The following is a 22718-nucleotide window of genomic DNA, read 5'->3' as shown; positions in this document are numbered from 1 at the left end:
CTTTCCACCGACCGCCCCAGCACTCATTGCAGAAGTTTGCGGTGTAAGACATGGGGTGTCCCGTCGGGCGCCGGGCACGCAAAAGCCCCTTCAAGCGGTTCAAAGGGGCTTTTGCGGAAGCAGGGCGTGACAGGTCAGGGGGCGGGGCTGCCAGCCAGGGCTTGGGTGCCGGCAACGTGCTTGAAGTAGTGCTCCACGTCTTCCAAACTCTTGTCCTTGGTTTCCGGGACGTACTTGGCAGCAAACGCGATGGCGCCAACGCCTAGCACCGCGAAAACGAAGAATGTGCTGGAGAGGCCGATAGCGGCGAGTAGCTGCGGGAAGCCGAAGCCCACGAGGAAGTTCACGATCCACAATATGAATGCCGACGCTCCCATCCCGAGACCACGGATCTTCAGCGGGAAAATTTCGGACAGCATGAGCCAGGTGACTGGCGAGATGGCACCCTGTTGGAAGGCCAGGAAGGTGACGGTCAAGGCCAGGATCACGAAGCCCCGGCCTATTCCTTCGGGCAGGACCAGCGAGAAGAATCCGATCAGCAGCAGGGCGGCCGTCGTACCGATCTGGCCTGTGATAAGCATCTTTCGACGACCCACCTTGCCAAGCAGCCAGATCCCCACGAAAGTTGCCAGCACGGAAATGACGCCGTTGGCGATGTTGGCGGTCAACGCAGCTTCCCGGCCAAAACCGGACTCGGCCAAAATCTGCGTTCCGTAGTACATGATCGAGTTGACGCCCGTGATCTGCTGGATGACAGCCAACCCGATGCCGACGACGAAAATCCGGCGGAGCCAGGGAATTCCGAGGTCCTTCCAGGAACCCATCTTGGACTTGTAGTCCTCAACAGCCATCGCTTTGACTTCTTCGAACTCGGCACGGGCCTCCGAGTGGGAACGAATCCGCTGCAGCACGCTGAGGGTTTCGCCGAAACTCCCCATGGAGGCCAGCCAGCGGGGGCTCTCCGGCATGAAGTTCATTCCGACCCATAGCGCGATTGCGGGCAAGGTGGCGATGACGAGCATCCACCGCCAAATGCCTCCGGCCTCACCAAAGGTGTTGCCGAGATAGGCGTTGAAGATGAAGGCCAGCAACTGCCCGGTGACGATCATCAACTCGTTCTGCGTGACGATGCGCCCGCGCCGTGCGCTGGGTGAAACTTCAGCAAGGTACACAGGGACAGTCACGGATGCGCCGCCCACGGCCAGACCCAACACGAAGCGTGCGGCAATCATGACCCCGGTGCTTGGCGCGAAGGTGCATGCAAGCGTCCCGATCAGGAAGATGATGGCCAGGACCATGATCATCTTCCGGCGCCCGTTGCGGTCTGCGAGGCGGCCGCCGAACAAGGCGCCAAAGGCGGCACCAAACAGGAGCGAGGACGTGACCAGGCCTTCGGTCAGCGGCGTCAGCCCCAGATCTTCCTGCATGTAGGGCAGTGCGCCGTTGATAACACCGGTGTCGTAGCCGAACAGCAGCCCGCCGAATGTCGAAATGATGGTGACGGTCCGCAGTGCGCGTTTATGGTTGACGGGCGGTTTCCGGGCCAGGGCCGGAGAGGCACCCGGCGCCGTCATACGCTCACCTTCTGGATATGCTGCTTCATGGTATCCAGCTGATAGCGGGACACGTCCTCGGCGTTGTCGTCTTCGGCGAAGACGCTGGACACCATCACGGTGTTGTCCTTGTCCAGGAAGCCGATTTCCTTGAGCCCGCCGAAGAACTCGTCCCAGTTGACGTCGCCGTCGCCGATCTTCAGGTGCTGGTGCACACGCACGGCGTTTCCGGGCGGGTTGGTGATGTAGCGCAGGCCGTGGGAGGCGTGGTGGTCCATGGTGTCCGAGACGTGGACCAGGCGCAGCCTGTCTCCGGCGGCCCGCATGATCTCCAGGGGCTTGTTGCCCATGTGGAACGAGTGCGAGGCCACATAGACCATGCCGATGTTGGGCGAGTTGATGCCTCTGATGACGCGGATGGCGGCCAGTCCGTCTTCGACGAAGTCGTCCGGATGCGGGTCGATCAGGATGTCCAGGCCTTCACGCTCGATGATCGGCAGCAGCTCTTCCATGGAGCGGTAGAAGGCGCGCTCGGACTCTTCGGCTTTTTCGGGGCGGCCGCTGAATTCGGTGTTCATGGTGCTGACGCCCAGGTCCACCGCAATTTGAATGGCACGCTTCCAGTAGCGGACCGCGGCTTCGCGGGCGTCCTCGTCCGGGCCGGACCAGCGCAGGACCGGCAGGACGGACGCGATTTCGACGCCGGCGTCCGTGCAGGCCTTGTTCATCTGGGCCACGAGCTCGTCGTCGGCTTTGGGGTGGTTGTAGAACGGAATCATGTCCGCATGCGGGGTCAGCTGCAGGTACTTGTAACCGAGATCGGCGGCCACGCGCGGAAATTCCAGCAGGCTGTGGCTGTGGTGGAACGGGGTGGGGTCCAGGGCGATTTTCATGGTCACTCCTTTGTGGTCTGGAAACTTCGACGGTGCGTGCAAAAGGCGGCCCGCCGGCCTGCTGCCGACAGGCCGCCTTGTGGTTTGCAGGGGCTGTTAGTTGTAGAGGTCCGGCTTGGTGTTGAGCTGGACCTTGACCTTGTCGCCCGACTTCTGGGCCTCGACGCCGGCTTCGCAGCAAGCGGCGGTGGCGTACCCGTCCCAGGCGGTGGGGCCGCCGATTTCGCCGCGGACCGCAGCGTCAACCCAGGACTGGATTTCGACGTCGTACGCCGCGCCGAAACGCTCTTCGAAGCCGGGCGTGACCTTGCCGCCCCAGCGGCCGGCGCTTCGGGTGTAGGGGCCCTTGTCGCCGCCGATGTTCACGATGCCGTCTTCAAAGGAGGCCTGGGTGGCCACTTCATAGCCGAACTTGGCGTTGACGTAGATCTCGACGTCGGCCAGGACACCGGATTCGGTTTCGAGCAGGACATGCTGCGGATCGTGCTGGCCGTTCGGGGCGTTCTTCGTGGCTTTGCCCAGACGGACCTGCACCGAGGTGATTTCCTCGCCGGTGAAGAAGCGGATGGCATCGAACTCGTGCACCACCGAGTCGTTGATCAGCATCTCATTGGTGAAGCCCGCGGGCGTGGTGGGGTTGCGGTGCTGGTGGTGGAGCATCAGCAGCTCGCCCAGTTCGCCGTCGCGGATGACGGAGCCCAGGGCAGCGTATTCGGCGTCGAAGCGGCGCATGAAGCCCACCTGGATGCGCTTGTGTCCCAGGGCCGTTTCGGCCTGGACAACTTTCCACGCACTTTCGGCGTCCGGGGTGAGCGGCTTTTCGCAGAGGATCGGGAAGCCCTTCTCGAGCGCCTTGTACAGGATTTCCTCGTGGAGGAAGCCCGGCGTGGCGATCAGCACGGCGTTGACGTCGCCGTTGTTCAGGGCCTCGTCGGCACTGGCCAGGGCCACTGCACCCGGAATGCCTTCGATGGCAGCCTGCGCACGGGCAAGGTCCACGTCCACGACGGCGGCAACTTCAGCGCCGTGGATGCGCTTGCTGAGGCGCTGGATGTGGTCCGCGCCCATGCGGCCGGCGCCGATGACGGCGACGCGAAGGGATTCAGTCATTGTTCTTTCCTTACGTTTCGGGTGCCTGGGCGGCTGTTAGTTGACTGCCGTGCGGGAGCCGCACGACAGCAGGTAGTTTCGGGTGCGCTTGGCGATCGGCATGGGGACCTCGAAGGCCACCGGGTACATGTCCTGCTCCACGATGCCGAAAATGGGGCGGTTCAGTGCCTCCACTGCTTCAATCACAGCGCGGAGGTCGGGCAGCCCGTTCGGCGGCTCGGTCATGACGCCGGCAAGGTTGGCCGCGGCCCAGGTCATGTTTTCCTCGTTGACCTTCTTGAGGATGTCCGGGTTGATCTGCTTCAGGTGCAGGTAGCCGATGCGGTCCGGGTAGTTCTTGATGAGCTCCAGGCTGGAGGCTCCGCAGTACTCGGCGTGGCCGGTGTCCAGGCACAGGTTCAGGTACTTCGGGTCCGTGGCGGCCAGCAGGGTTTCGATGTCTTCCTGCGCTCCGACGTGGGAGTCGGCGTGCGAGTGGAACTGCTGCTGCAGGCCGAAGTCTTCCAGCAGGGTCTTGCCCAGGCGGTTGTGGCCGGCGAACAGGTCGGCCCAGGCCTTCTCGGTGAGCTGGCCGCTTTCCACAGCTTCGCCGGTGACATCGTCACGCCACATCGCGGGAATGACCACAATGTGCTCGCCACCCATGGCTGCCGTGAGCTCGGCGACCTTGCGGGCCGGCTCCCAGGCCGTCTCCCACTGGTCGAGCCCGCGGTGGAACGCCGTGAAGACCGTTCCTGCGGTGACCTTCAAGTCGCGGGCCTTGAGTTCCTCGGCCAGCCGCGTGGGATCGTTCGGCAGGTACCCGTAAGGACCCAGTTCGATCCACTTGTAGCCGGATTCGGCCACTTCGTCGAGGAAGCGTTCCCACGGGGTCTGCTTCGGGTCGTCCGGGAACCAGACACCCCAGGAGTCCGGCGCGGTACCGATGATCAGCTTGTTCTCAGTCATTGACGCTTCCTTAGTTGGAGGGGAAGTTGTACGAGGCGCCGGAGGCGTGGGTGGGCTCGGGCCAGCGGGACGTGACCACTTTGCCACGGGTGTAGAAGGAGACGCCTTCCGGGCCGTAGATGTGCTTGTCTCCGAACAGCGAGGCCTTCCAGCCGCCGAAGGAGTGGTAGGCCACCGGCACGGGCAGCGGAACGTTGATGCCGATCATGCCCACGGTTACCGAGCGCTGGAACTTGCGGGCGTTGGCACCGGAGGAGGTGAAGATCGCGGTGCCGTTGCCGTACGGGTTGGCGTTGATCAGGGCGATGCCTGCGTCCAGGTCCTCAACGCGGACCACCACGAGGACCGGTCCGAAGATTTCCTCGGTGTAGGCGGTCATTTCGGTCTTGACGTGGTCGATGACCGTGGGGCCTACCCAGAAGCCTTCCTCGTGGCCGGGGACCACCAGGTCGCGGCCGTCCACCACCATGGCAGCCCCTGCGGCTTCTGCCTCGGTGACGATCTTCACGATGCGTTCCTTGGAGGCGGGCGTGATCACGGGGCCCATTTCGGCGTCGGGCGCGGTGCCGTTGTTTACCTTGACGGCCAGGGCGCGCTCTTCGACCTTCTTGACGATCAGGTCCGCGGCGTCACCGACGGCGACGGCAACGGAGATGGCCATGCAGCGTTCCCCGGCGGAACCGAAGGCGGCGGCGGCGAGGTGGTCCGCGGCGTTGTCCAGGTCGGCGTCAGGCATGATGATCGCGTGGTTCTTCGCCCCGCCCAGGGCCTGGACGCGCTTGCCGTGCTTGGTGGCGGTCTCGTGGACGTACTGGGCGATCGGGGTGGAGCCAACGAAGGAGATACCGTCCACGTCCGGGTGGGTCAGGAGCCCCTCCACGGTTTCCTTGTCGCCGTGCAGGACCTGGAACACGCCGTCGGGCAGGCCGGCCTGCTTCCACAGCTTGGCCAGCAGCATCGAGGCGGACGGGTCACGCTCGGAAGGCTTGAGGATGAAGGCATTGCCGGCGGCGATCGCCATCGGGGCCATCCACAAAGGCACCATGACCGGGAAGTTGAACGGCGTGATCCCGGCGACCACGCCGAGCGGCTCGCGGAAGGAGAAAACATCGATCCCGGTGGAGACCTGGTCCGAGTAGTCGCCCTTGAGGAGGGTGGGGATGCCGCAGGCGAACTCGATGACCTCCAGGCCGCGGCCGATCTCGCCCTTGGCATCGGAGAGGACCTTGCCGTGCTCGGCGGTGATCAGTTCGGCGAGCTCGTCCACGTGGGCCGCAACAAGTTCACGGAACTTGAACAGCACATTGGTGCGCTTGGCCAGGGAAATGTCACCCCAGGTGTCGGCGGCGGCGCGGGCAGCAGCGACAGTGGCGTCCAGGTCCGCACGGTTGGCCAGCCGCAGCTCCGCGGAAACGGCGCCGGTGGCGGGGTTGTAGACAGGCTGCGTGCGGGTGCCTTCGCCGGCGGTTTCGGCGCCGTTGATGAAGTGGTTGATGGTGGTGGTGACGGTCGTCGTTGACATGGTGTTGGACTTCCTTGGTCTGTGGGGCTGTGTGTCTGGGAAATCAGCCGAGCAGTTTGCGCTGGCGGTTCTTGTGGTCGGTGTAGGTCTTGAAGGCCTGTTGCGTGGAGTCGAGGTCTGAGACCTGGGAGACGGGAACGTCCCACCATGATTCGGAGCTCGGAGCGTCCAGCAGGGGGTCGGATTCAACGTGGATCAGGATGGGCCCGCCGCGTTCAGGCGCAGCTTTGGCGTCCCGGATGGCCTGCTCGAGTTCGGCGATGACCTTCTCCCCCGGTTCGATCCGGATCACCTTCACGCCGAGGCTTTCGGCGTTCAGGGCCAGGTCCACGGGGAGGGTTTCGCCTTCGTCGAAGCTATGCTGCTCCTTGTTCAGGGCCCGGTACTGGGTGCCGAAACGCTGCGAACCGAGGGATTCGGACAGCGAGCCGATGGAGGCATAGCCGTGGTTCTGGATCAGGACCACGATCAGCTTGATGCGTTCGGCGACGGCGGTGACCAGTTCGGTGTGCATCATCAGGTAGGAGCCGTCCCCCACCATGACCACCACGTCCCGGTCCGTGCCACCGCGGGCGGCTTCAGCGAGGGCGGCGCGCTTAACGCCGAGGCCGCCCGGGATTTCGTAGCCCATGCAGGAGTACGCGTACTCCACGTGGTAACCGAACGGGTCCCGGACACGCCACATCTTGTGCAGGTCACCGGGCAGGGAACCTGCCGCGCAGATGACGACGTCGGCCGCGTCCATGGCCCGGTGTGTGGCGCCGATGATCTCGTTCTGGGCCGGCAGTGGCGTGAAGCGGGTGTCGAAGGCTTCGTCCACCGTGGCGTCCCAGCGCTTCTTCTCTGCGGCGATCCTCGCTTCGAGGTCTGCTCCGACGCGGTAGCCACCGAGGGCCTGGTTCAGCTTGACCAGGGCCTTGCGGGCATCCGCAACGATAGGCAACGACGTGCCGTGCTTGTACGCATCGATGGCGGCGACGTTGATGTTGATGAACTTCACGTCGGGGTTCTGGAACGCGGTCCGCGAGGCAGTGGTGAAGTCCTCGTAGCGGGTACCGATACCGATGATCAGGTCCGCTTCGGCAGCGATGGCGTTCGCCGCCGTCGTGCCTGTGGAGCCGATCGCCCCGAGCGAGAACTGGTGGTCCCAGGGCAGGACGCCGACGCCGGCCTGGGTGTTGCCCACCGGGATGCCCGTCAGCTCGGCAAATGCAGCCAGCTCCTCATTGGCGTAGGCGTAGAGGACGCCGCCGCCCGCGATGATCAGCGGGCGCTTCGCGGCACGGATGGCCTCGGCGGCGCGGCGGATGTCCTCGTCGTCGGCCTCAGGGCGGCGGATCCGCCATTCCCGTTCGGCCAGGAACTCCTCAGGCACGTCGAAGGCCTCGGCCTGGACGTCCTGCGGCAGCGAGATGGTGACGGCACCGGTTTCGGCCGGATCCGTCAGGACGCGCAGGCCGTGGTGGAAGGCCGAGAACAGCTGCTCCGGGCGGGAGACCCGGTCGAAAAACTTGGACAGCGGCCGGAACGCGTCATTGACCGTGATGTCGTAGGCATAGGGCTGCTCGAGCTGCTGCAGGACCGGGTCCGCGGCGCGGGTGGCAAAGGTGTCACTCGGCAGCAGCAGCACCGGGAGGCGGTTGGTGGTGGCCAGCGCGGCACCCGTGAGCAGGTTCGAAGATCCCGGTCCGATCGAGGTGCTGATGGCAAAGGTCTGGCGCCGGCGGGTATGCCGTGCGTAGCCGACGGCCTGGTGCGCCTGGGCCTGCTCGTTGCGGCCCTGGTAGTACGGCATGATCGCCGGATCGAGGTGCTGGTACTGCTTCAGGGCCTGGCCGACGCCGGCAACGTTGCCGTGGCCGAAGATGCCGAACGTCCCAGGAATCAGCCTCTCCCGGTAGTCCTCGGTGCCAATACGGTCCACCGTGTACTGCTTGGACAGGTACTCGACGACGGCCTGGGCGACCGTCATTCTGCGTGTTGCTGTTCCCATGTGAAGTTACTCCGATACTTTCGCTGATGACTGCAGCGCGGGCGTCTTGAGCAGCGAGGCGGCCGTGGCGACGGCCCCGGCCACATCGCCGTCGGCCGGGTACAGCAGCGTCCGGCCCACGGTGAGGCCTTGGACGCCGGATAGGGCAAGGGCGGCCTGCCAGCTGGCGAAGACCTCATCCTGGGTGCCTTCCGGATCCCCGCCGAGGAGCACGGTGGGCAACGTGGTGGCCGCCATGACGCGCTCCATCTCCGCCACCACGGGCAACTTCATCCAGGTGTAGGCACTCGTGGAGCCCAGGCCCTGGGCGATCGCGATGGACTTGATGACGGCGTCCGGGCTGAGGTCGTTGCGGACCTTGCCGTTCTGCCAGACGGAGAGGAAGGGTTCAACCATGGCGATCAGCTTGCGTGCGGCGAGGGAGTCGATGGCCCGCGCCGTGGCTTCCAGTGCGGAGGCCGTGTCCGGGTCGCCGAGGCAGATGCGGGTCAGCATCTTGCCGCCGTCGGCGCCCAGTGCTTCCAGTGCCGCGGCCGTGTGGCCGGTGAAGCGGTCGTCGATTTCATTGACGAGCCCGGCCAGGCCACCGCGGTTCATCGAGCCGAAGACAAGCTTGCCTTCCAGGGCCCCCAGCAGGAGCAGGTCATCCATGATGTCCGGGGACGCCAGAACACCATCGACGGCGGGATTTGCCAGTGCAATCTGCAGGCGGTCCAACAAATCAAGACGGTCCGCCATCGCCACCGGAGCGTTTCCCACGGAAAGGGCGCCTCGGGCCGGGTGGTCGGCGGCAACGATGAAGTTCTGCACACCATACTTCAGCCCCGGATGGCGGCGACGGGTGGCTGCCGCGCGGGCAACGGCGGCGGGGTCTTCGAGCCGGAGGGCGCTCAGGTGCTGGTAGCGGCGGGGATCGTCGTTGGCGCTCAAGACGCTGCTCCTTCGGAAATTGTGGTGTGGGACGGGCGCGAGGCGGCGGCACCGGCCAGGGCCGGTGCCAGGCGGCCGCGTTCGGCCAGGAGCGAGGTGACTTCCTCCGGCGTCGGCATGGCGTCGGCGCAGGAAAGGCGGGATGCCACAATGGCGCCGGCGGCGTTCGCGTAATCCAGGACCTGGGCCAGCGGCCAGCCGGACAGGAGTCCGTGGCAGAAGGCACCACCAAACGAGTCGCCGGCACCGAGGCCGTTGAGGGTTTCCACCGGGACCGGCGCGGAGACAACGCGTTCGGTGCGGGTCTTGGCCATCACGCCTTCCGGCCCAAGCTTGACGACAGCGATCTCGACGCCGGCGGCCAGCAGCCGGTCGGCCTGCTCGTCAGGGGTTCCTTCGCCCACGGCGACGGCACATTCCTTGTCGTTGCCGATGGCAACCGTGACGTGCGGCAGGATCTTGGCAACCTCGGCCCGGGCGTCCTCTTCGGAAGCCCAGAACATGGGCCGGTAGTCCAGGTCCAGGATGGTGTACTGGCCTTCCGTGAGACCGGTCCGCGGACGCGCTGCATGGGCGGCCAGGTGGGCCTCGAGGCTGGGCTCCTGGCACAGGCCAGTCACTGTCGACCAGAAGATCCCGGCCTCACGGATGGCGTCCAGGTCCAGCTCCTCGGCCTTGATCTGCAGGTCAGGGGCCGTGGGGAAACGCCCGTAGAAGTAGAGCGGAAAATCATCCGGCGGCATAATGGCGCAGAACGTCACCGCGGTGGGCCATTCCTTCACTGGCGTAACGAATGTATCGTCCACGTTGAACTTGCGCAGTTCACGGTGGAGGTATTTCCCGAAGGCGTCGTCGCCGGTGCGCGTGATCACGCCTGCCTTGCGGCCATGCCGCGCCGCGGCCACGGCCACATTGGACGGGGAACCACCGAGGTATTTTCCAAAGGACGTGACGTCCTCCAGACCCACCCCGATGTCGTTCGGGTAGATATCGACACTGATGCGCCCGATCGTGAGCAGTTCGTGGGTCACGGTAATCGCGGACCTTTCTCGTTTGAGTTCCGTACCCTGTACAGCAAGAGCTAGAACTCCGGTTCCTGGCCGGGCCCCCGTGAGCGGGGCCACAACCACTACCTTGCCCTAGAATCATTGTCCTGTCAAAGGTTTGTACTGACATATTTACAACCTGCATCGGGCGCCGGATTGACGCCCTCGGGATTACTTCCGGGGGACCGCCAGTTCGCCCGTGACGTACTGCGCCCGCCCGAAGCCGAACGACCAGTCACTGGCGGCATTCTCCACATATCCGATGAACACGTCCTCACCGGCAATATCAAGCTCCGCCAGCCGGGCAGCAATCGCAGCAAAGAGAGATTGCTTGGCCGCTTGGCTACGGCCACCCTGGGTGAAGATCTGGATCATCACCACATCGGCGGTGCGCTCGAAGCCGAGCCCCGCATCCTGGGCGACAATCTGGCCCTGCGGATGCTCCGTGAGGACGTGGAAGTAGTCGCGCTCCGGGATGGCATACTCCGCGAGGATGGCATCGTGGACTCCGCGGCTGAGGCGCTGCAACTGCTCGGAGTCGCGCCCTTGATTTACATCGATTCGAACCAGTGGCATTTTCATCTCCCTTAGGGTTTGTCCTGACATACTAACAAACTAGTGGGATTAGTAGCAAGGAACTCCCCCCGAAGCCCCTTCCGCACAGCCGGAGTCGGCGGTATGGTTAAACAACCAGATGATTGATCAATGAATCGGTTGATTACAGATTAAGAAAGGTCTGCACCACGATGAACCCCGACGACGGCACCCTGGACTCGGCCTTTATGGCCCTGGCCGACCCCGTGCGGCGGCGGATCATCGCCCGGCTCAGCCGCGGGCAGGCAACAGTCAACGAATTAGCGGAACCCTTCGCGATCACCAAGCAGGCGGTCTCGAAGCACATCCAGGTCCTCGAGCAGGCAGGGCTCGTCACCCGCAGCAGGGAAGCCCAGCGCCGGCCCGTCCACCTGAATCCCGCACGGCTGGAGGCACTCACAGCGTGGATCGACCAGTACCGGCTGGTCCGCGAAGAGCAGTTCCGCAGCCTCGATGCCGTGCTCAGATCCAGAGCCGCCAACGGCGGCACCCACCCTAAGGAATCATCATGAGCAATCCACTGAACCTCACCGTTCCTGAAGGACTCCCCTTCATCGACTACGAGCGTGAGTTCGATTTCCCGGTGGCGGACGTGTTCCGCGCGCATAAGGACCCTGACCTGATCGTCCAGTGGCTCGGCCCGCGGGGACTGAAGATGGACATCGACCACTACGATTTCCGCACCGGCGGCACCTACAGCTACCTGCACACGGGGCCGGACGGCGTCGCCTATGAGTTCAGCGGGGTCTTCCACACCGTCCGGGAAAACGAATTCGCCATCCAGACCTTCGAGTTCGGCGGCTACCCGGATGTTGTCAGCCTTGAATTCATGACGTTTGAGGACCTCGGCAACGGACGCACCCGCCTGCGGGGCCACTCCGTCTACCCAACCCAGGAGGCCCGCGACGGCATGGCGCAGTCAGGCATGGAAGGCGGCATGACCGAGGGCTACGAGCGGCTCGACGAACTGCTCAGCGGCGCCAAGGTCTAGCCCAGCGCTTAAACGCGGACGACGGCGGCCGGCTACCTTCCTGGAGAAGGTAACCGGCCGCCGTCGTACTGCTAGGCAAGTCCCGGTGGCCGAGCCTGTCGAGACCCGCTGACGCTCCAGTGGTCGAACCTGTCGAGAGCCGAAAAGGGCCTAGCCGTTGAACTCCGCAGGGTGCGGACCGGTGCGTCCGTCCCGCTCCAGGCCGTCGATGACCGACAACTCGTCCGCGGTCAGGTCGAAGCCGAACACGTCCAGGTTCTCCCGGATCCGCTGCGGGGTGACGGACTTGGGGATGATGATCCGGCCCTGCTGCAGGTGCCAGCGCAGAATGACCTGAGCGGGACTCACACCGTGCCGTGCCGCGATGTCCACAACGGCCCTATCCGCCAGCACGGCGCCCTGGGCGAGCGGGCTCCAGGCCTCAGTGGCGATCCCGTGTGCGGCGTTGAAGCCGGCAATGTCCCGCTGCTGGAGTGCCGGGTGGAGTTCAACCTGGTTGATGGCCGGGACCGTACCGCCCAGGTCAAGGATGTTCTGCAGGTGTTCGGGGAGGAAGTTGGAGACGCCGATGGCCCTGGCCTTGCCGCTGGCCAGCAGGTGCTCCAGCGCCCGCCAGGACTCGAGGTACAGGCCGGTTGCCGGCGCCGGCCAGTGGATCAGGTAGAGGTCCAGGTAGTCCAGCCCCAGCTTGTCCAGGCTGGCGTCGAACGCGGCCAGCGTGGCGTCGTAGCCGAGGTCGGCCACCCACAGTTTGGACGTAATGAACAGTTCTTCCCGGCCGATGCCCGACTCGGCGATGGCGCGTCCGGTACCTGGCTCATTGCCGTAGATGGCGGCGGTGTCGATGCTCCGGTAACCGGCTGCAAAGGCGTGGCTGACCGCGGCGGTGGTGTCGTCGTCGGACACCTGGAAGACGCCGAACCCTAACTGCGGCATCCGCACGCCGTTGTTGAGGGTGATCTCGGGGATGGACGTGGTGATGGGGATGGAAGTCATGGGTTCTCCTGTTGCAGGTTGAGGATTGTGGTTTGGAGGTTTAGTGCAGGACGGTGACGGGCTCGGCAGCCACGCGTTCGCCGGAGGCGTCGGCGTTAGCTTCGGCGTTGGCGTCGGCGTTGGCGTTGGCAGTGGCGCTGGCGCTGGCGCTGGCGTCAGAGGATGCGTGCCGGACGGCCCGCTTGGCTCCGGCGGCGGCGATAATCATCACCACGAGCCCCAGCAGGGTGATGCAGGCCCCCGCCCAGATGGGCGAGGTGTAGCCGAGTCCGGCCGTGATGGTCACTCCACCGAGCCAGGCGCCGAGGGCGTTGCCCACGTTGAAGGCGCCGATGTTTGCGCCGGAAGCGAGGGTGGGGGCGCTGGAGGCGTACTTCATCACACGCATCTGCAGTCCCGGCACGGTGGCGAAGCCGAAGCCGCCCATCAGGACGATGGAGGCAATAGTGAGCACCTGGTTGCCGGCGGTCAGGGCAAAGCCGACGAGTACAACCACCAGAACGGATAGCACCACAACGAGCGTTCGGTCCACGTTGCGGTCCGCTGCCTTGCCGCCGATGGTGTTGCCGACAAAGAGGCCCACACCGAAGACGATCAGCAGCCACGGCACGGTGGAGGCGGCGAAGCCGGTGACCTCGGTGAGGGTGAAGGCGATGTACGTGAAGGCGCCGAACATGCCGCCGTAGCCGAGGATTGTGACAAGGATGGAGAGCCACACCTGGCCGGACCGGAAGGCGCGGAGTTCACTGCGCAGGGTTCCGGGCGTGGTGTCCCCATGGCCGGTCTTCGGAACCAGAGCGAGGATGCCCGCCAGTGCGATGACCCCGATGACGGTGATGGCCCAGAACGTGGAGCGCCAGCCTGCGGCCTGTCCCAGCATGGTGCCGAACGGTACGCCCAGGACGTTGGCGGCGGTGAGCCCGGTGAACATGATGGCGATGGCGCCGGCCTTTTTGGTGGGGGCAACCATGTCAGCGGCCACCACGGCTCCGATCCCGAAGAAGGCGCCGTGCGCCAGGGCGGCGATGATCCGTCCAATCATCATCATGCCGTAATCGGGTGCGATGGCGGAGACCAGGTTGCCGGCAATGAAGAGCACCAGCAGGACGGCGAGAACGGGCTTGCGTTCGAAGCGGGTCACCGCCGCGGTCAGCACCAAGGCGCCGACCACCACGGCGAGGGCGTATCCGGAGATCAGCCAGCCTGCCGTGGCCTCGCTGACCTGGAAGTCGGCGGCAACCTCAGGCAGCAGGCCCATGATCACGAACTCGGTGAGTCCGATGCCGAACCCGCCGAGGGCGAGGGCTATCAGGCCAATGGGCATGTGGATGCTCCTTTGAAAACTGTACGGAATGAGATAGGACGCGTAAGCTAGTAGTTGCAGACGCGTTATTTATTGTTGCACAAGCAGATACACCGCGCAAGCAACTATTATCGATTGTGCTCCGCCTCACGCCGCCAGGCGGCTGGAGCACCCGCGAGAGGAAAAGACAGATGGGCATCAAGGACGACGCCGTGGAGGTTCGGGCACAGGGTTGGCGCACGCTCGCGGCGCTGCACGGCCTGATCGAGGGCGAGCTGGAACGCTCCCTGCAGGCCGAATCAAAGCTGTCAGTGGTGGAGTACACCGTGCTGGATGCGCTCAGCCGCCAGGACGGCTGGCACATGCGCATGCAGCAGCTCGCCCGTGCCACCGCGCTCAGCGCCAGCGCCACCACCCGGCTCGTCAACAGGCTTGAGGACCGCGCGCTGCTGACCCGGATCCTCTGCGCGGACGACCGCCGCGGCATCTACACCGAACTCACGCCCAGCGGCATCGCCCTGCTGGAGGAAACCAGGCCGGTCCATGACGCCACCCTGGAACGTGCCCTGGCGGAGGCCCAGGAGATTCCCGAGCTGGCCGCGCTGGTGGACGCGCTCCCCCTGCTCCACGCGAACGCCTAGTTCCCGCGCACCCAGAGGCGGCTACAAGTACGACGGCGGACGGTCACCTTGGTGGGGAAGGTGACCGTCCGCCGTCGTGCTTAACCAAAAAACGCGGGGTCACTCCCTGCCCGATCCAACCTCTGGAACGGGCAGGGAGTGACCCCGCGTTGTACTTTTTAGTGCTAGAGCGCTGCGTAGACTTCGCGCAGCAGCTTGGCGGTCTCGGACGGCGTCTTGCCGACCTTCACGCCTGCAGCCTCGAGGGCTTCCTTCTTGGCCTGGGCGGTTCCGGCGGAACCGGAGACGATGGCGCCGGCGTGGCCCATGGTCTTGCCTTCGGGAGCGGTGAAGCCGGCAACGTAGCCAACAACCGGCTTGGTGACGTGTGCCTTGATGTAGTCGGCTGCACGCTCTTCAGCATCGCCACCGATTTCGCCGATCATTACGATCGCCTTGGTCTCGGGGTCAGCCTCGAACGCGGCCAGGGCGTCGATGTGCGTGGTGCCGATGACGGGGTCGCCGCCGATGCCGATGGCGGTGGAGAAGCCCAGGTCGCGCAGTTCGTACATCATCTGGTAGGTCAGGGTTCCGGACTTGGAAACCAGGCCGATGGGGCCCTTGCCCGTGATGTTGTTCGGCGTGATGCCAACCAGCGCTTCGCCGGGGGTGATGATGCCGGGGCAGTTCGGTCCGATGATGCGGGTGACCTGCTTGCCGTCGGCGTCAACCGTGGACTGGGCCAGTGCCCAGAACTCGGCGGAGTCCTGGACGGGCACGCCTTCGGTGATGACGACGACCAGGCCGATGCCTGCTTCGATGGCTTCAACCACAGCGTTCTTGGTGAATGCCGGCGGGACGAAGACGATGGAGACGTCGGCGCCGGTTTCGGCAATGGCTTCCTTGACGGTGCCAAAAACGTTGATCTCGGTGTCGCCGTGCAGGACCGTGGTGCCGGCCTTACGGGCGTTGACGCCACCAACAATGTTGGTGCCGGCCTTCAGCATCAGGGCGGTGTGCTTGGTGCCTTCGCCGCCGGTGATGCCCTGGACGATGACCTTGGAGTCCTTGTTCAGATAGATAGACATGGTGCGTCCCTTTACTTAGCTGCGTTGGCGAGCTCGGCGGCCTTGTCGGCGCCCTCGTCCATGGTGGCGGCCAGGGTAACCAGCGGGTGGTTGGCCTCGGCCAGGATGCGGCGGCCTTCCTCAACGTTGTTGCCGTCGAGGCGGACTACCAGCGGCTTGTTCGCGGAGTGGCCCAGCTCGGCCAGCGCACCAACGATGCCCTTGGCGACGGCGTCACACGCGGTGATGCCACCGAAGACGTTCACGAACACGGACTTGACCTGCGGGTCACCCAGGATGACGTCGAGGCCGGCAGCCATGACCTCGGCGGAAGCTCCACCGCCGATGTCCAGGAAGTTGGCGGGCTTGACGTTGCCATGGTTTTCACCGGCGTAGGCAACAACGTCCAGTGTGGACATGACCAGGCCTGCACCGTTGCCAATGATGCCCACTTCACCGTCCAGCTTGACGTAGTTCAGGTCCTGGGCCTTGGCCTTGGCCTCGAGCGGATCTGCAGCGTCCTTGTCTTCAAGGAGGGCGTGCTTGGCGTGGCGGAAGTCGGCGTTCTCGTCGAGCGAGACCTTGCCGTCCAGTGCCACGATGTCGCCAGCGCCGGTCTTGACCAGCGGGTTGACCTCCACGAGGGTGGCGTCTTCCTTCTTGAAGACGTCCCAGAGCTTGAGGATTACGGCGGCGACTTTGCCGCGCAGTTCCTCATCGAAGCCTGCAGCTGCAACGATTTCGTCAGCCTTGGCCTGGTCGATGCCGACAGCGGGGTCGATGGCGATCTTGGCGAGCGCCTCAGGGCGTTCGACGGCGAGCTGTTCGATTTCCATGCCGCCTTCTACCGAGCACATGGCCAGGTAGTTGCGGTTGGCACGGTCCAGCAGCACGGAGAAGTAGTACTCCTCGGCAATGTCGGCACCCTGGGCAATCATCACCTTGTTAACGGTGTGGCCCTTGATGTCCATGCCCAGGATGTTGGTGGAGTGCTCAAATGCCTCATCGGCGGTTTTGGCAACCTTGACGCCGCCAGCCTTACCGCGGCCACCAGCCTTAACCTGGGCCTTAACGACAGTAACGCCGCCGATTTTCTCGGCAGCTGCCTTTGCTTCTTCTGGGGTGTACGCCACGATGCCGGCAAGCACGGGTACACCGTGCGCCTCGAACATATCGCGCGCCTGGTATTCAAACAGGTCCACGGTTTAGTGTCCTTCTACGTCGAAGTAGTTTCTGTACAGTCGGGCATCGTCGAAGACGATGACCGGGCTGCGGATTGCCTGCACCTGCGGCCAGTTCGGAAACGGGCCCCACTGCGCAATGCTCCATTCGGAACTCTAGTCCTCTCTGAGGACCGGCCCGTTCCACAGTACCTCTTATGTGAGTAACGACACTATTCTATGGAGCGTAGAAAAACGCCTAGATTACGGGGTTTTTGAGGCCTCTGCGGGTGCCGGGGAGGCCGTTGCCACAGGCTTGGAAATAAGTTCGTAGTGGTCCCGCGCCACAAAGAACCCGACGCCGGCCGAGACGTTTCCGCACGCCACGCCGCCGTTGTAGGCGGTGCAGCGCAGCCCGTTCCGTTCCAGGTTCTGGCCATCGGCCAGGACCGCCAGTTCCGTCAGCGGGCCGCTTTTATTTCCTTTGGGTCCGTAGGCAGCCTCCATTTGTGTGACGCCGGAACGGCACTCCCCGTACGTTGCCTTGTCCGGGCTGAGCAGCGCCGTGCCGCCCAGGTAGCCCAGGCCGGTGCCGGCGCAGTCGTCCTTAGCGTCGGCCGCGGCGGGTTTGGGGTAACCGGCAAGCTCACAGTGCGCCACGGGGACGGTGGCGAGCTTGTTGTTGGCCCCGTCGGTGAAGCTGTTCGGCTCATACGGGAGGTTAAGGTGCTCTCCACGCGCCGACGTCAGGGAGCACACAATGTTCCGGTCCTCCGTGATGAAGGACAGGACGTCCCCACTTGCCCTGAACGCGGCGGGGTCAGTCAGTGCTGCCTGTTCGAGTTGCTCCATCGCCGGCAGCGGGGGCGGCGCCACATAGCCCGGGTCCTCCGTGGTGATGCTGCAGCCAGTGCCCGCCAGCAGGAAGAGGGCGGCCAGGATCCCCAATACAGTCCGTCGCATGGCCTCCATTATGCCCCGGCAGCGGCCTCACCCCGGCGTACGCCTGCCTGCGGCCTCCACGACTGCGGCAGCGGCTTCAGCGGGATCCTGACCCTCGAACTGCTCCTGCATCTTCCGTGCCCGGCTTTTCCAGCCGGGATCCGCCAGGATCTTTGCCACTGCAGCGGCAATATCGGCGGGTTGGGGTGATTCCGTTCTGAGGTTAATGCCGACACCGGCGTATTCCACCCGGGCGTTAACATCACTTTTGCCCTCGTTGATGCCCGAGACCACCAGCGGAACACCCTTGGACAGGCTCAGCTGCACACCGCCAAATCCGCCGTTGGTGATAAAGACGTCCGTGAAGTCAAAGACCTCCGCGAAGTCCACGTAGTCGCGCACCACCACGTTGGGTTGCGCGTAGCGGGCTGTCAACGCCGCTGTGCCGTGCCCGCCGGTCGCGACGATGATCAACGCATCCATGTCCTTGACCGCTTCCAGCGCCGGAACGATGAGTTTGTCCTGGTCGAGGTTGTCCACGGTTCCCTGGGTTACAACGAGTGTTGTGGGATAGGACCGGGGAAACCCGCCGGACCCGCCGTCCCCGCCGGAACCTGAGGCGGAGGACTGGCCAGGCGCCCGGTATGGCAGGAGCGCACCAACATAGTGCACTTTGGGGTTGACCTGGCGCCGCGGGAAGTCGAGGGATTCCGGGCCGGTCTGGATGATGGCGTCCGAGGACCGGTAGGGCTCGTCCGTCAGGCGGCCTTCCCGCGGGACAGCCTGGCCGTAAGCGGCGTGCTGGCGGCGGTAGCTTTGGCTGGCAGGGCGCAGGATGACCTTGTCGGACATCAGGCCCGCCAGGCCCTGGACCGCCTTCTCCACCGGATTGCGGGGCGGGCGGAACCCGAAGAAAAGCGGTGGTACCTGCGGGTCGCTTTCCATGTTTGGGATCACAACAAAACTCACCACCGGCTTGCCCATCAAATGCGAGACGAGGCGATGAATGAACATGGAGCTGTCCGCCACGACAACGTCGAACGGATACTGCTGCGCGACTTCACGGATGTCCTCGAAGAAGTGACTGACGTTGCTGGCGAAAATTTTCTCTCCGTCGAAACCGATGGCCCGTGGGCCTTTCAGCCTGGCCCGCTCCGGGTAGAGCTCATTGAGATTGTCAGCGCGGTGCTCTGTGGCCCTGCGGAAGGGGAAGTGCTGGATTCCCATTCCGCCGAGCCTGTCTGCATAGACGGGACCCGTGTACCAGGCCACCTCATGGCCGTGGTCCTTGAGCCGCATCGCCACGCCCGTCATGGGATTGAAATGGCCGTCAATGGCCTGGCTGGCGAACAGGATCTTCACGGTGGCGCCCCCGAATCTGCTGTGCTCAAGATCTGCTTGGCTCACGATCTGCTGTGCTCACGTGCCTGCGCTGCACCGGTTCCCCGGCTACCCTGCGGCTCCCCGGCTACGGGCGCGTTCCTGAACTGTAAGCCAGCCGGCGTGCCCGGACAAGGGCAAGCCCGGGGCTAGGCGTCGATCTTCGTGAGCGGCGCGTAACGGAGCAGCAGACGCTTCTCGCCGACGTCGAACTTCACCTTGGCCACCGTTTTGTCCCCCGCGCCTTCAAGCGCCAGCACTGTGCCGTTGCCGAAGCTGGTGTGGTTGACCTTATCGCCCACACTGACGGCGACAATCTCCTTCTGCGGCTGGACCCGGTTCTTGGCGATGGCTGCGGGGACGTCCGCGTTGAAGCCTGCCGACGAGTCGGCGGCCGCACCGCGGGACGTGCCGGCGCCCCAGAAGGATCCGCCGTAACGGCTGGAGCCGATTGCCGCGCTGCTCCCCCACCCGCCGGACTGCTTGCTGGTGCCTTCGCGTTTCCACTCCACCAGCTCGGCGGGGATTTCCTCGAGGAATTGGCTGGCCGGGTTGTACTGGCTTTGGCCCCACATGCTGCGGACTTCGGACCGCGTGACGTAGAGGCGCTTGCGAGCGCGGGTCAGGCCCACGTAGGCCAACCGGCGTTCCTCGGCGAGTTCCTTGGGGTCCGTGGCCGATCGCTGGTGCGGGAACAGCCCGTGTTCCATGCCTGTCAGGAACACCACCGGGAATTCGAGCCCCTTGGCAGTGTGGAGGGTCATCAGCGTGACCACCCCGAGGCGTTTGGCTTCCGCCACGGCGGCGTCGATGTCCGCGCCCGGCGCGTCCGGGATCTGGTCCGCGTCAGCCACCAGGGACACCTGCTCCAGGAAGGCGCCCAGGGAGCCTTCCGGGTTCTCCTGTTCGTATTCACGCACGACGGCGACGAGTTCCGCCAGGTTCTCCACGCGTGACTCGTCCTGTGGATCAGTGCTGGAACGCAGCCCGGCAAGGTAGCCGGTCTGTTCCAGGACGGCCTCCAGCGCGGCGGCGGCACCGGAACCGGAAGCTACCTCTGCGAGGTCGTCCAGCAGCTTCACGAACCCGAGGACGGCGTTGACGGAACGGGTGGCCATGCCGGGCGCTTCTTCAGCCCGCCGGGCGGCGGCCATAAACGACATCCGTTCGCGCGCGGCCAGCGCGGCCACGGCACCTTCGGCGCGGTCACCAATGCCGCGCTTGGGTTCGTTGAGCACCCTGCGCAGGTTGACGTCGTCGTCCGGGTTCACCAGAACCCGGAGGTACGCGAGGGCGTCCTTGATTTCCTTGCGGTCGTAGAAGCGCGTGCCGCCCACCACCTTGTACGGCAGGCCAACCCGGACCAGCACGTCCTCAATGGAACGGGACTGCGCGTTGGTGCGGTAGAAAATGGCGACATCACCGGGGCGGAGGTTGTCCTCGTCCTGGAGCCGGTCAATCTCCTTGGCAATGAACTGGGCCTCGGCGTGCTCGTTCTCGCCGACGTAGCCGATGATCTTGTGGCCCTCGCCTTCGGCGGTCCACAGCCGTTTATCGGGGCGGTTGGGGTTGCGCGAGATCACGGAGTTGGCCGCGCTGAGGATGTTCTGGGTGGAACGGTAGTTCTGCTCCAGCTTGATGGTGCGGGCGTTCGGGTAGTCCTTCTCGAACTCCACGATGTTGCGGATGTCAGCACCGCGGAAGGCGTAGATGGACTGGTCGGAGTCGCCGACGACGGTGAGCTCGGAAGCTCCGGGGCCCTCACCCACAATCTCGCGGACCAGGGCGTACTGGGCGTGGTTGGTGTCCTGGTACTCGTCCACGAGGACGTGCCGGAAACGCCGCCGGTAGGAATCGGCGAGCGCCGGGAAGGCCCGGAACATGTAGACCGTCTCGGCGATGAGGTCATCGAAGTCCATGGCGTTGGCCTGGCGCAGCCGCTGGGTGTAGCCCTTGAAGACGTCAGCCACGGCGGACTCGAAGGGATCGTTGTGGTTCGCGGACGACGCGTAGGAATCGGCGTCGACGAGCTCGTTCTTAAGCGCGGAAATCTTGTGCTGGATGGCCTTGGGCGCGAACTTCTTGGGGTCCAGGTCCAGGCTCTTGGAGACCTGGACGACCAGCCGCAGCGAGTCCGCGGAGTCGTAGATGGAAAAGTTCGACTTCCGGCCCACGTTGGCGGCCTCCTGGCGCAGGATACGCACGCAGGACGAGTGGAACGTGGAGATCCACATGATCTTGGCCCGTCCACCCACCAGCGCAGCGATCCGCTCCCGCATCTCGGCGGCGGCTTTGTTGGTGAACGTGATGGCCAGGATCTCACCGTGATGCGCGCGGTGGGTGGCAATGAGGTATGCGATCCGGTTGCTGAGGACGCGGGTTTTTCCCGAACCGGCGCCGGCCACAATAAGCAGGGCTCCGCCTGCGTGCTTGACGGCCTCCTCCTGCTGCGGGTTGAGTCCCTGCAGGAGTTCCTCGGCGTTGGGCCGGTGGTGGGCCGGCTCGCCGTTGCTGTCATGAGCAGGCTGCTGGTTCGCCCAGCCGCCCGTGCGCTGGACGCCCTGGCCTGCTGCGTGTTCGGGGCCGTTGGAGGACCCTCCACCGGGCCCGCCGCCACCGAATTCGGCGGCCGCGGCAAGGCCTTCCGGGCGCGACTTGGTGCGGGCGGAGGCCGGCGCGGCGGCCTTGAACGGTCCGTCAGAGTACGGGTCAAACAACATATCCATGGTGCCTACAAGTCTAGGCGGTGGGGCTGACAGTCAGGTCCAACCCTGTGGATAACACCGCGACCCCACCCCCGGACGCGCGCAAAAGCGGCCCGGACTCAGGCCACGGAGCCCGACTCGAGGGCGGCACGCAACTCGCGTACCGCCGTCGTGCCTCCCGCCATAAACCAGTCCAGTCCGTTGATCCGGACCGTGTCGGTGGCACCGCCGGCGGCCCGGACGATGGCCTTGCCGGGCAGCCAGTCCCATTCCGGGCAGCTGTGCTGGAACCAGCATCCCAGCTGGCCATCGGCCACCCGGCCCAGGTCGCAGGACCCGGAGCCGAACATCCGCAGCGCCGCGGCGGAAGTGGCGGCAGCGTGCCACGGCATGGCGCAGAGCGGATCCATCAGCCAGGTGGGGTGGATGTAGGTGGCTGCGCCGAGTTCGGCGAGCGCCGTTGCGTTGCGCGCGGTGCTCTCCTGGCCGGCCCCCGCGTCCCGGTAGGCGGTCAGCACCTCGCCATTCAGCGTGGCCGCGTGGGCCGTGCCGCCGAGCCAGAGTTTGTCCTCCTCCGGCTGGAAAATGGCGCCGAGCAGCACGTCGGAGGAATCCTTCAGGGCGAGGGCCGAGCACCAGTACGTGGAACCGTGCAGGAAGTTGTAGGTGCCGTCCACGGGGTCGATCACCCAGGTGCGGCCACTGGTGCCGGCCACCGAGGCGCCTTCCTCCCCCAGGATGCCGTCCTCCGGCCGGCAGCGCTGCAGCTGCCCCAGCACGTAGGCTTCCGCTGCGTGGTCCGCGGCGGTCACCACGTCGGAAATGGAGGTTTTCTGCTGGGACTGAAGTCCGGCCATGCGCATCAGGAGCGCCAGTTGCCCGGCTTCGCGCACCAGCGCGGAGGCCAGTTGGTAATCGTCCAGGGCGGGTTCAAGTTCAAGGGCGCTGTGCCGGCCAGTGGTCAT

General features: G+C 65.0%; 20 protein-coding genes. 3 read left to right on the top strand and 17 right to left on the bottom strand.

Annotated features, from left to right (window positions below; translation table 11 throughout):
* Positions 1-134 precede the first annotated feature (134 nt).
* The 9 genes from ACZY0Q_RS10375 to ACZY0Q_RS10335 form a co-directional block, all read right to left on the bottom strand.
* On the bottom strand, positions 135-1574 hold the full coding sequence (locus tag ACZY0Q_RS10375) for a sugar porter family MFS transporter (RefSeq protein ID WP_463916470.1): 1440 nt from the start codon (positions 1572-1574) through the stop codon (positions 135-137).
* Entirely contained in the window at positions 1571-2446 is an 876-nt protein-coding gene (locus ACZY0Q_RS10370) for a sugar phosphate isomerase/epimerase family protein (RefSeq protein ID WP_463916468.1), read from the bottom strand. Before ACZY0Q_RS10370 ends, ACZY0Q_RS10375 begins: the two co-directional genes overlap by 4 nt.
* A gap of 96 nt (positions 2447-2542) precedes the next feature.
* Positions 2543-3556, bottom strand: a complete 1014-nt coding sequence (locus tag ACZY0Q_RS10365) for a Gfo/Idh/MocA family protein (protein WP_463916465.1) — start codon at positions 3554-3556, stop codon at positions 2543-2545.
* Positions 3557-3592: 36 nt separating this feature from the next.
* On the bottom strand, positions 3593-4504 hold the full coding sequence (locus tag ACZY0Q_RS10360) for a sugar phosphate isomerase/epimerase family protein (protein WP_463916463.1): 912 nt from the start codon (positions 4502-4504) through the stop codon (positions 3593-3595).
* Between the two features lie 10 nt (positions 4505-4514).
* On the bottom strand, positions 4515-6026 hold the full coding sequence (locus ACZY0Q_RS10355; protein WP_463916461.1) for a CoA-acylating methylmalonate-semialdehyde dehydrogenase: 1512 nt from the start codon (positions 6024-6026) through the stop codon (positions 4515-4517).
* 43 nt (positions 6027-6069) lie between these two features.
* Positions 6070-8019: a 3D-(3,5/4)-trihydroxycyclohexane-1,2-dione acylhydrolase (decyclizing) gene (gene iolD, locus ACZY0Q_RS10350; RefSeq protein ID WP_463916459.1), complete on the bottom strand. Its 1950-nt coding sequence runs from the start codon at positions 8017-8019 to the stop codon at positions 6070-6072.
* A 6-nt stretch (positions 8020-8025) separates the two neighbouring features.
* Positions 8026-8949, bottom strand: a complete 924-nt coding sequence (locus ACZY0Q_RS10345) for a Cgl0159 family (beta/alpha)8-fold protein (protein ID WP_463916457.1) — start codon at positions 8947-8949, stop codon at positions 8026-8028.
* The gene (gene iolC / locus ACZY0Q_RS10340; RefSeq protein WP_463916455.1) at positions 8946-9980 is read right to left on the bottom strand and encodes a 5-dehydro-2-deoxygluconokinase; all 1035 of its coding nucleotides are present in this window, start codon (positions 9978-9980) and stop codon (positions 8946-8948) included. The genes ACZY0Q_RS10345 and iolC overlap by 4 nt, the downstream gene beginning before the upstream one ends.
* A gap of 186 nt (positions 9981-10166) precedes the next feature.
* Positions 10167-10571 carry a tautomerase family protein gene (locus ACZY0Q_RS10335; RefSeq protein WP_463916452.1) on the bottom strand — a complete coding sequence of 135 codons (405 nt, stop codon included), beginning with the start codon at positions 10569-10571 and terminating at the stop codon, positions 10167-10169.
* 170 nt (positions 10572-10741) lie between these two features.
* On the opposite strand from ACZY0Q_RS10335, the gene ACZY0Q_RS10330 reads away from it, so the two are divergent.
* Positions 10742-11101: an ArsR/SmtB family transcription factor gene (locus ACZY0Q_RS10330; protein ID WP_463916450.1), complete on the top strand. Its 360-nt coding sequence runs from the start codon at positions 10742-10744 to the stop codon at positions 11099-11101.
* Positions 11098-11580, top strand: a complete 483-nt coding sequence (locus ACZY0Q_RS10325) for an SRPBCC family protein (protein WP_463916448.1) — start codon at positions 11098-11100, stop codon at positions 11578-11580. Before ACZY0Q_RS10330 ends, ACZY0Q_RS10325 begins: the two co-directional genes overlap by 4 nt.
* A gap of 150 nt (positions 11581-11730) precedes the next feature.
* On the opposite strand, the gene ACZY0Q_RS10320 is transcribed toward ACZY0Q_RS10325, so the two are convergent.
* On the bottom strand, positions 11731-12576 hold the full coding sequence (locus tag ACZY0Q_RS10320) for an aldo/keto reductase (protein ID WP_463916446.1): 846 nt from the start codon (positions 12574-12576) through the stop codon (positions 11731-11733).
* 40 nt (positions 12577-12616) lie between these two features.
* Complete coding sequence (locus ACZY0Q_RS10315; RefSeq protein WP_463916443.1) at positions 12617-13900, bottom strand: MFS transporter; 1284 nt, start codon at positions 13898-13900, stop codon at positions 12617-12619.
* Between the two features lie 170 nt (positions 13901-14070).
* Between ACZY0Q_RS10315 and ACZY0Q_RS10310 the strand changes: the two genes are divergently transcribed.
* Positions 14071-14520 carry a MarR family winged helix-turn-helix transcriptional regulator gene (locus tag ACZY0Q_RS10310; RefSeq protein ID WP_463916440.1) on the top strand — a complete coding sequence of 150 codons (450 nt, stop codon included), beginning with the start codon at positions 14071-14073 and terminating at the stop codon, positions 14518-14520.
* A 164-nt stretch (positions 14521-14684) separates the two neighbouring features.
* Here the strand turns inward: ACZY0Q_RS10310 and sucD are convergent, their stop codons facing one another.
* The 6 genes from sucD to ACZY0Q_RS10280 all read right to left on the bottom strand — a co-directional run bounded on the left by sucD (position 14685) and on the right by ACZY0Q_RS10280 (position 22718).
* Positions 14685-15587 carry a succinate--CoA ligase subunit alpha gene (gene sucD / locus ACZY0Q_RS10305; RefSeq protein ID WP_056346687.1) on the bottom strand — a complete coding sequence of 301 codons (903 nt, stop codon included), beginning with the start codon at positions 15585-15587 and terminating at the stop codon, positions 14685-14687.
* An 11-nt stretch (positions 15588-15598) separates the two neighbouring features.
* A complete protein-coding gene (gene sucC / locus ACZY0Q_RS10300) occupies positions 15599-16768 on the bottom strand; it encodes an ADP-forming succinate--CoA ligase subunit beta (protein ID WP_058929952.1) in 1170 nt (389 codons plus the stop codon).
* A 222-nt stretch (positions 16769-16990) separates the two neighbouring features.
* Complete coding sequence (locus tag ACZY0Q_RS10295) at positions 16991-17698, bottom strand: hypothetical protein (protein ID WP_463916438.1); 708 nt, start codon at positions 17696-17698, stop codon at positions 16991-16993.
* An 18-nt stretch (positions 17699-17716) separates the two neighbouring features.
* Entirely contained in the window at positions 17717-19075 is a 1359-nt protein-coding gene (locus ACZY0Q_RS10290; protein WP_463916436.1) for a glycosyltransferase, read from the bottom strand.
* Positions 19076-19197: 122 nt separating this feature from the next.
* Positions 19198-21774 carry a DNA helicase PcrA gene (gene pcrA / locus ACZY0Q_RS10285; RefSeq protein WP_463916434.1) on the bottom strand — a complete coding sequence of 859 codons (2577 nt, stop codon included), beginning with the start codon at positions 21772-21774 and terminating at the stop codon, positions 19198-19200.
* A gap of 98 nt (positions 21775-21872) precedes the next feature.
* Complete coding sequence (locus tag ACZY0Q_RS10280; RefSeq protein WP_463916432.1) at positions 21873-22718, bottom strand: inositol monophosphatase family protein; 846 nt, start codon at positions 22716-22718, stop codon at positions 21873-21875.

The sequence above is a fragment of the Pseudarthrobacter lactosi genome (assembly GCF_055412785.1).
The sequence above is the reverse complement of the archived record's forward strand: the minus strand, read 5'-3'. Positions and strand labels throughout refer to the sequence as shown.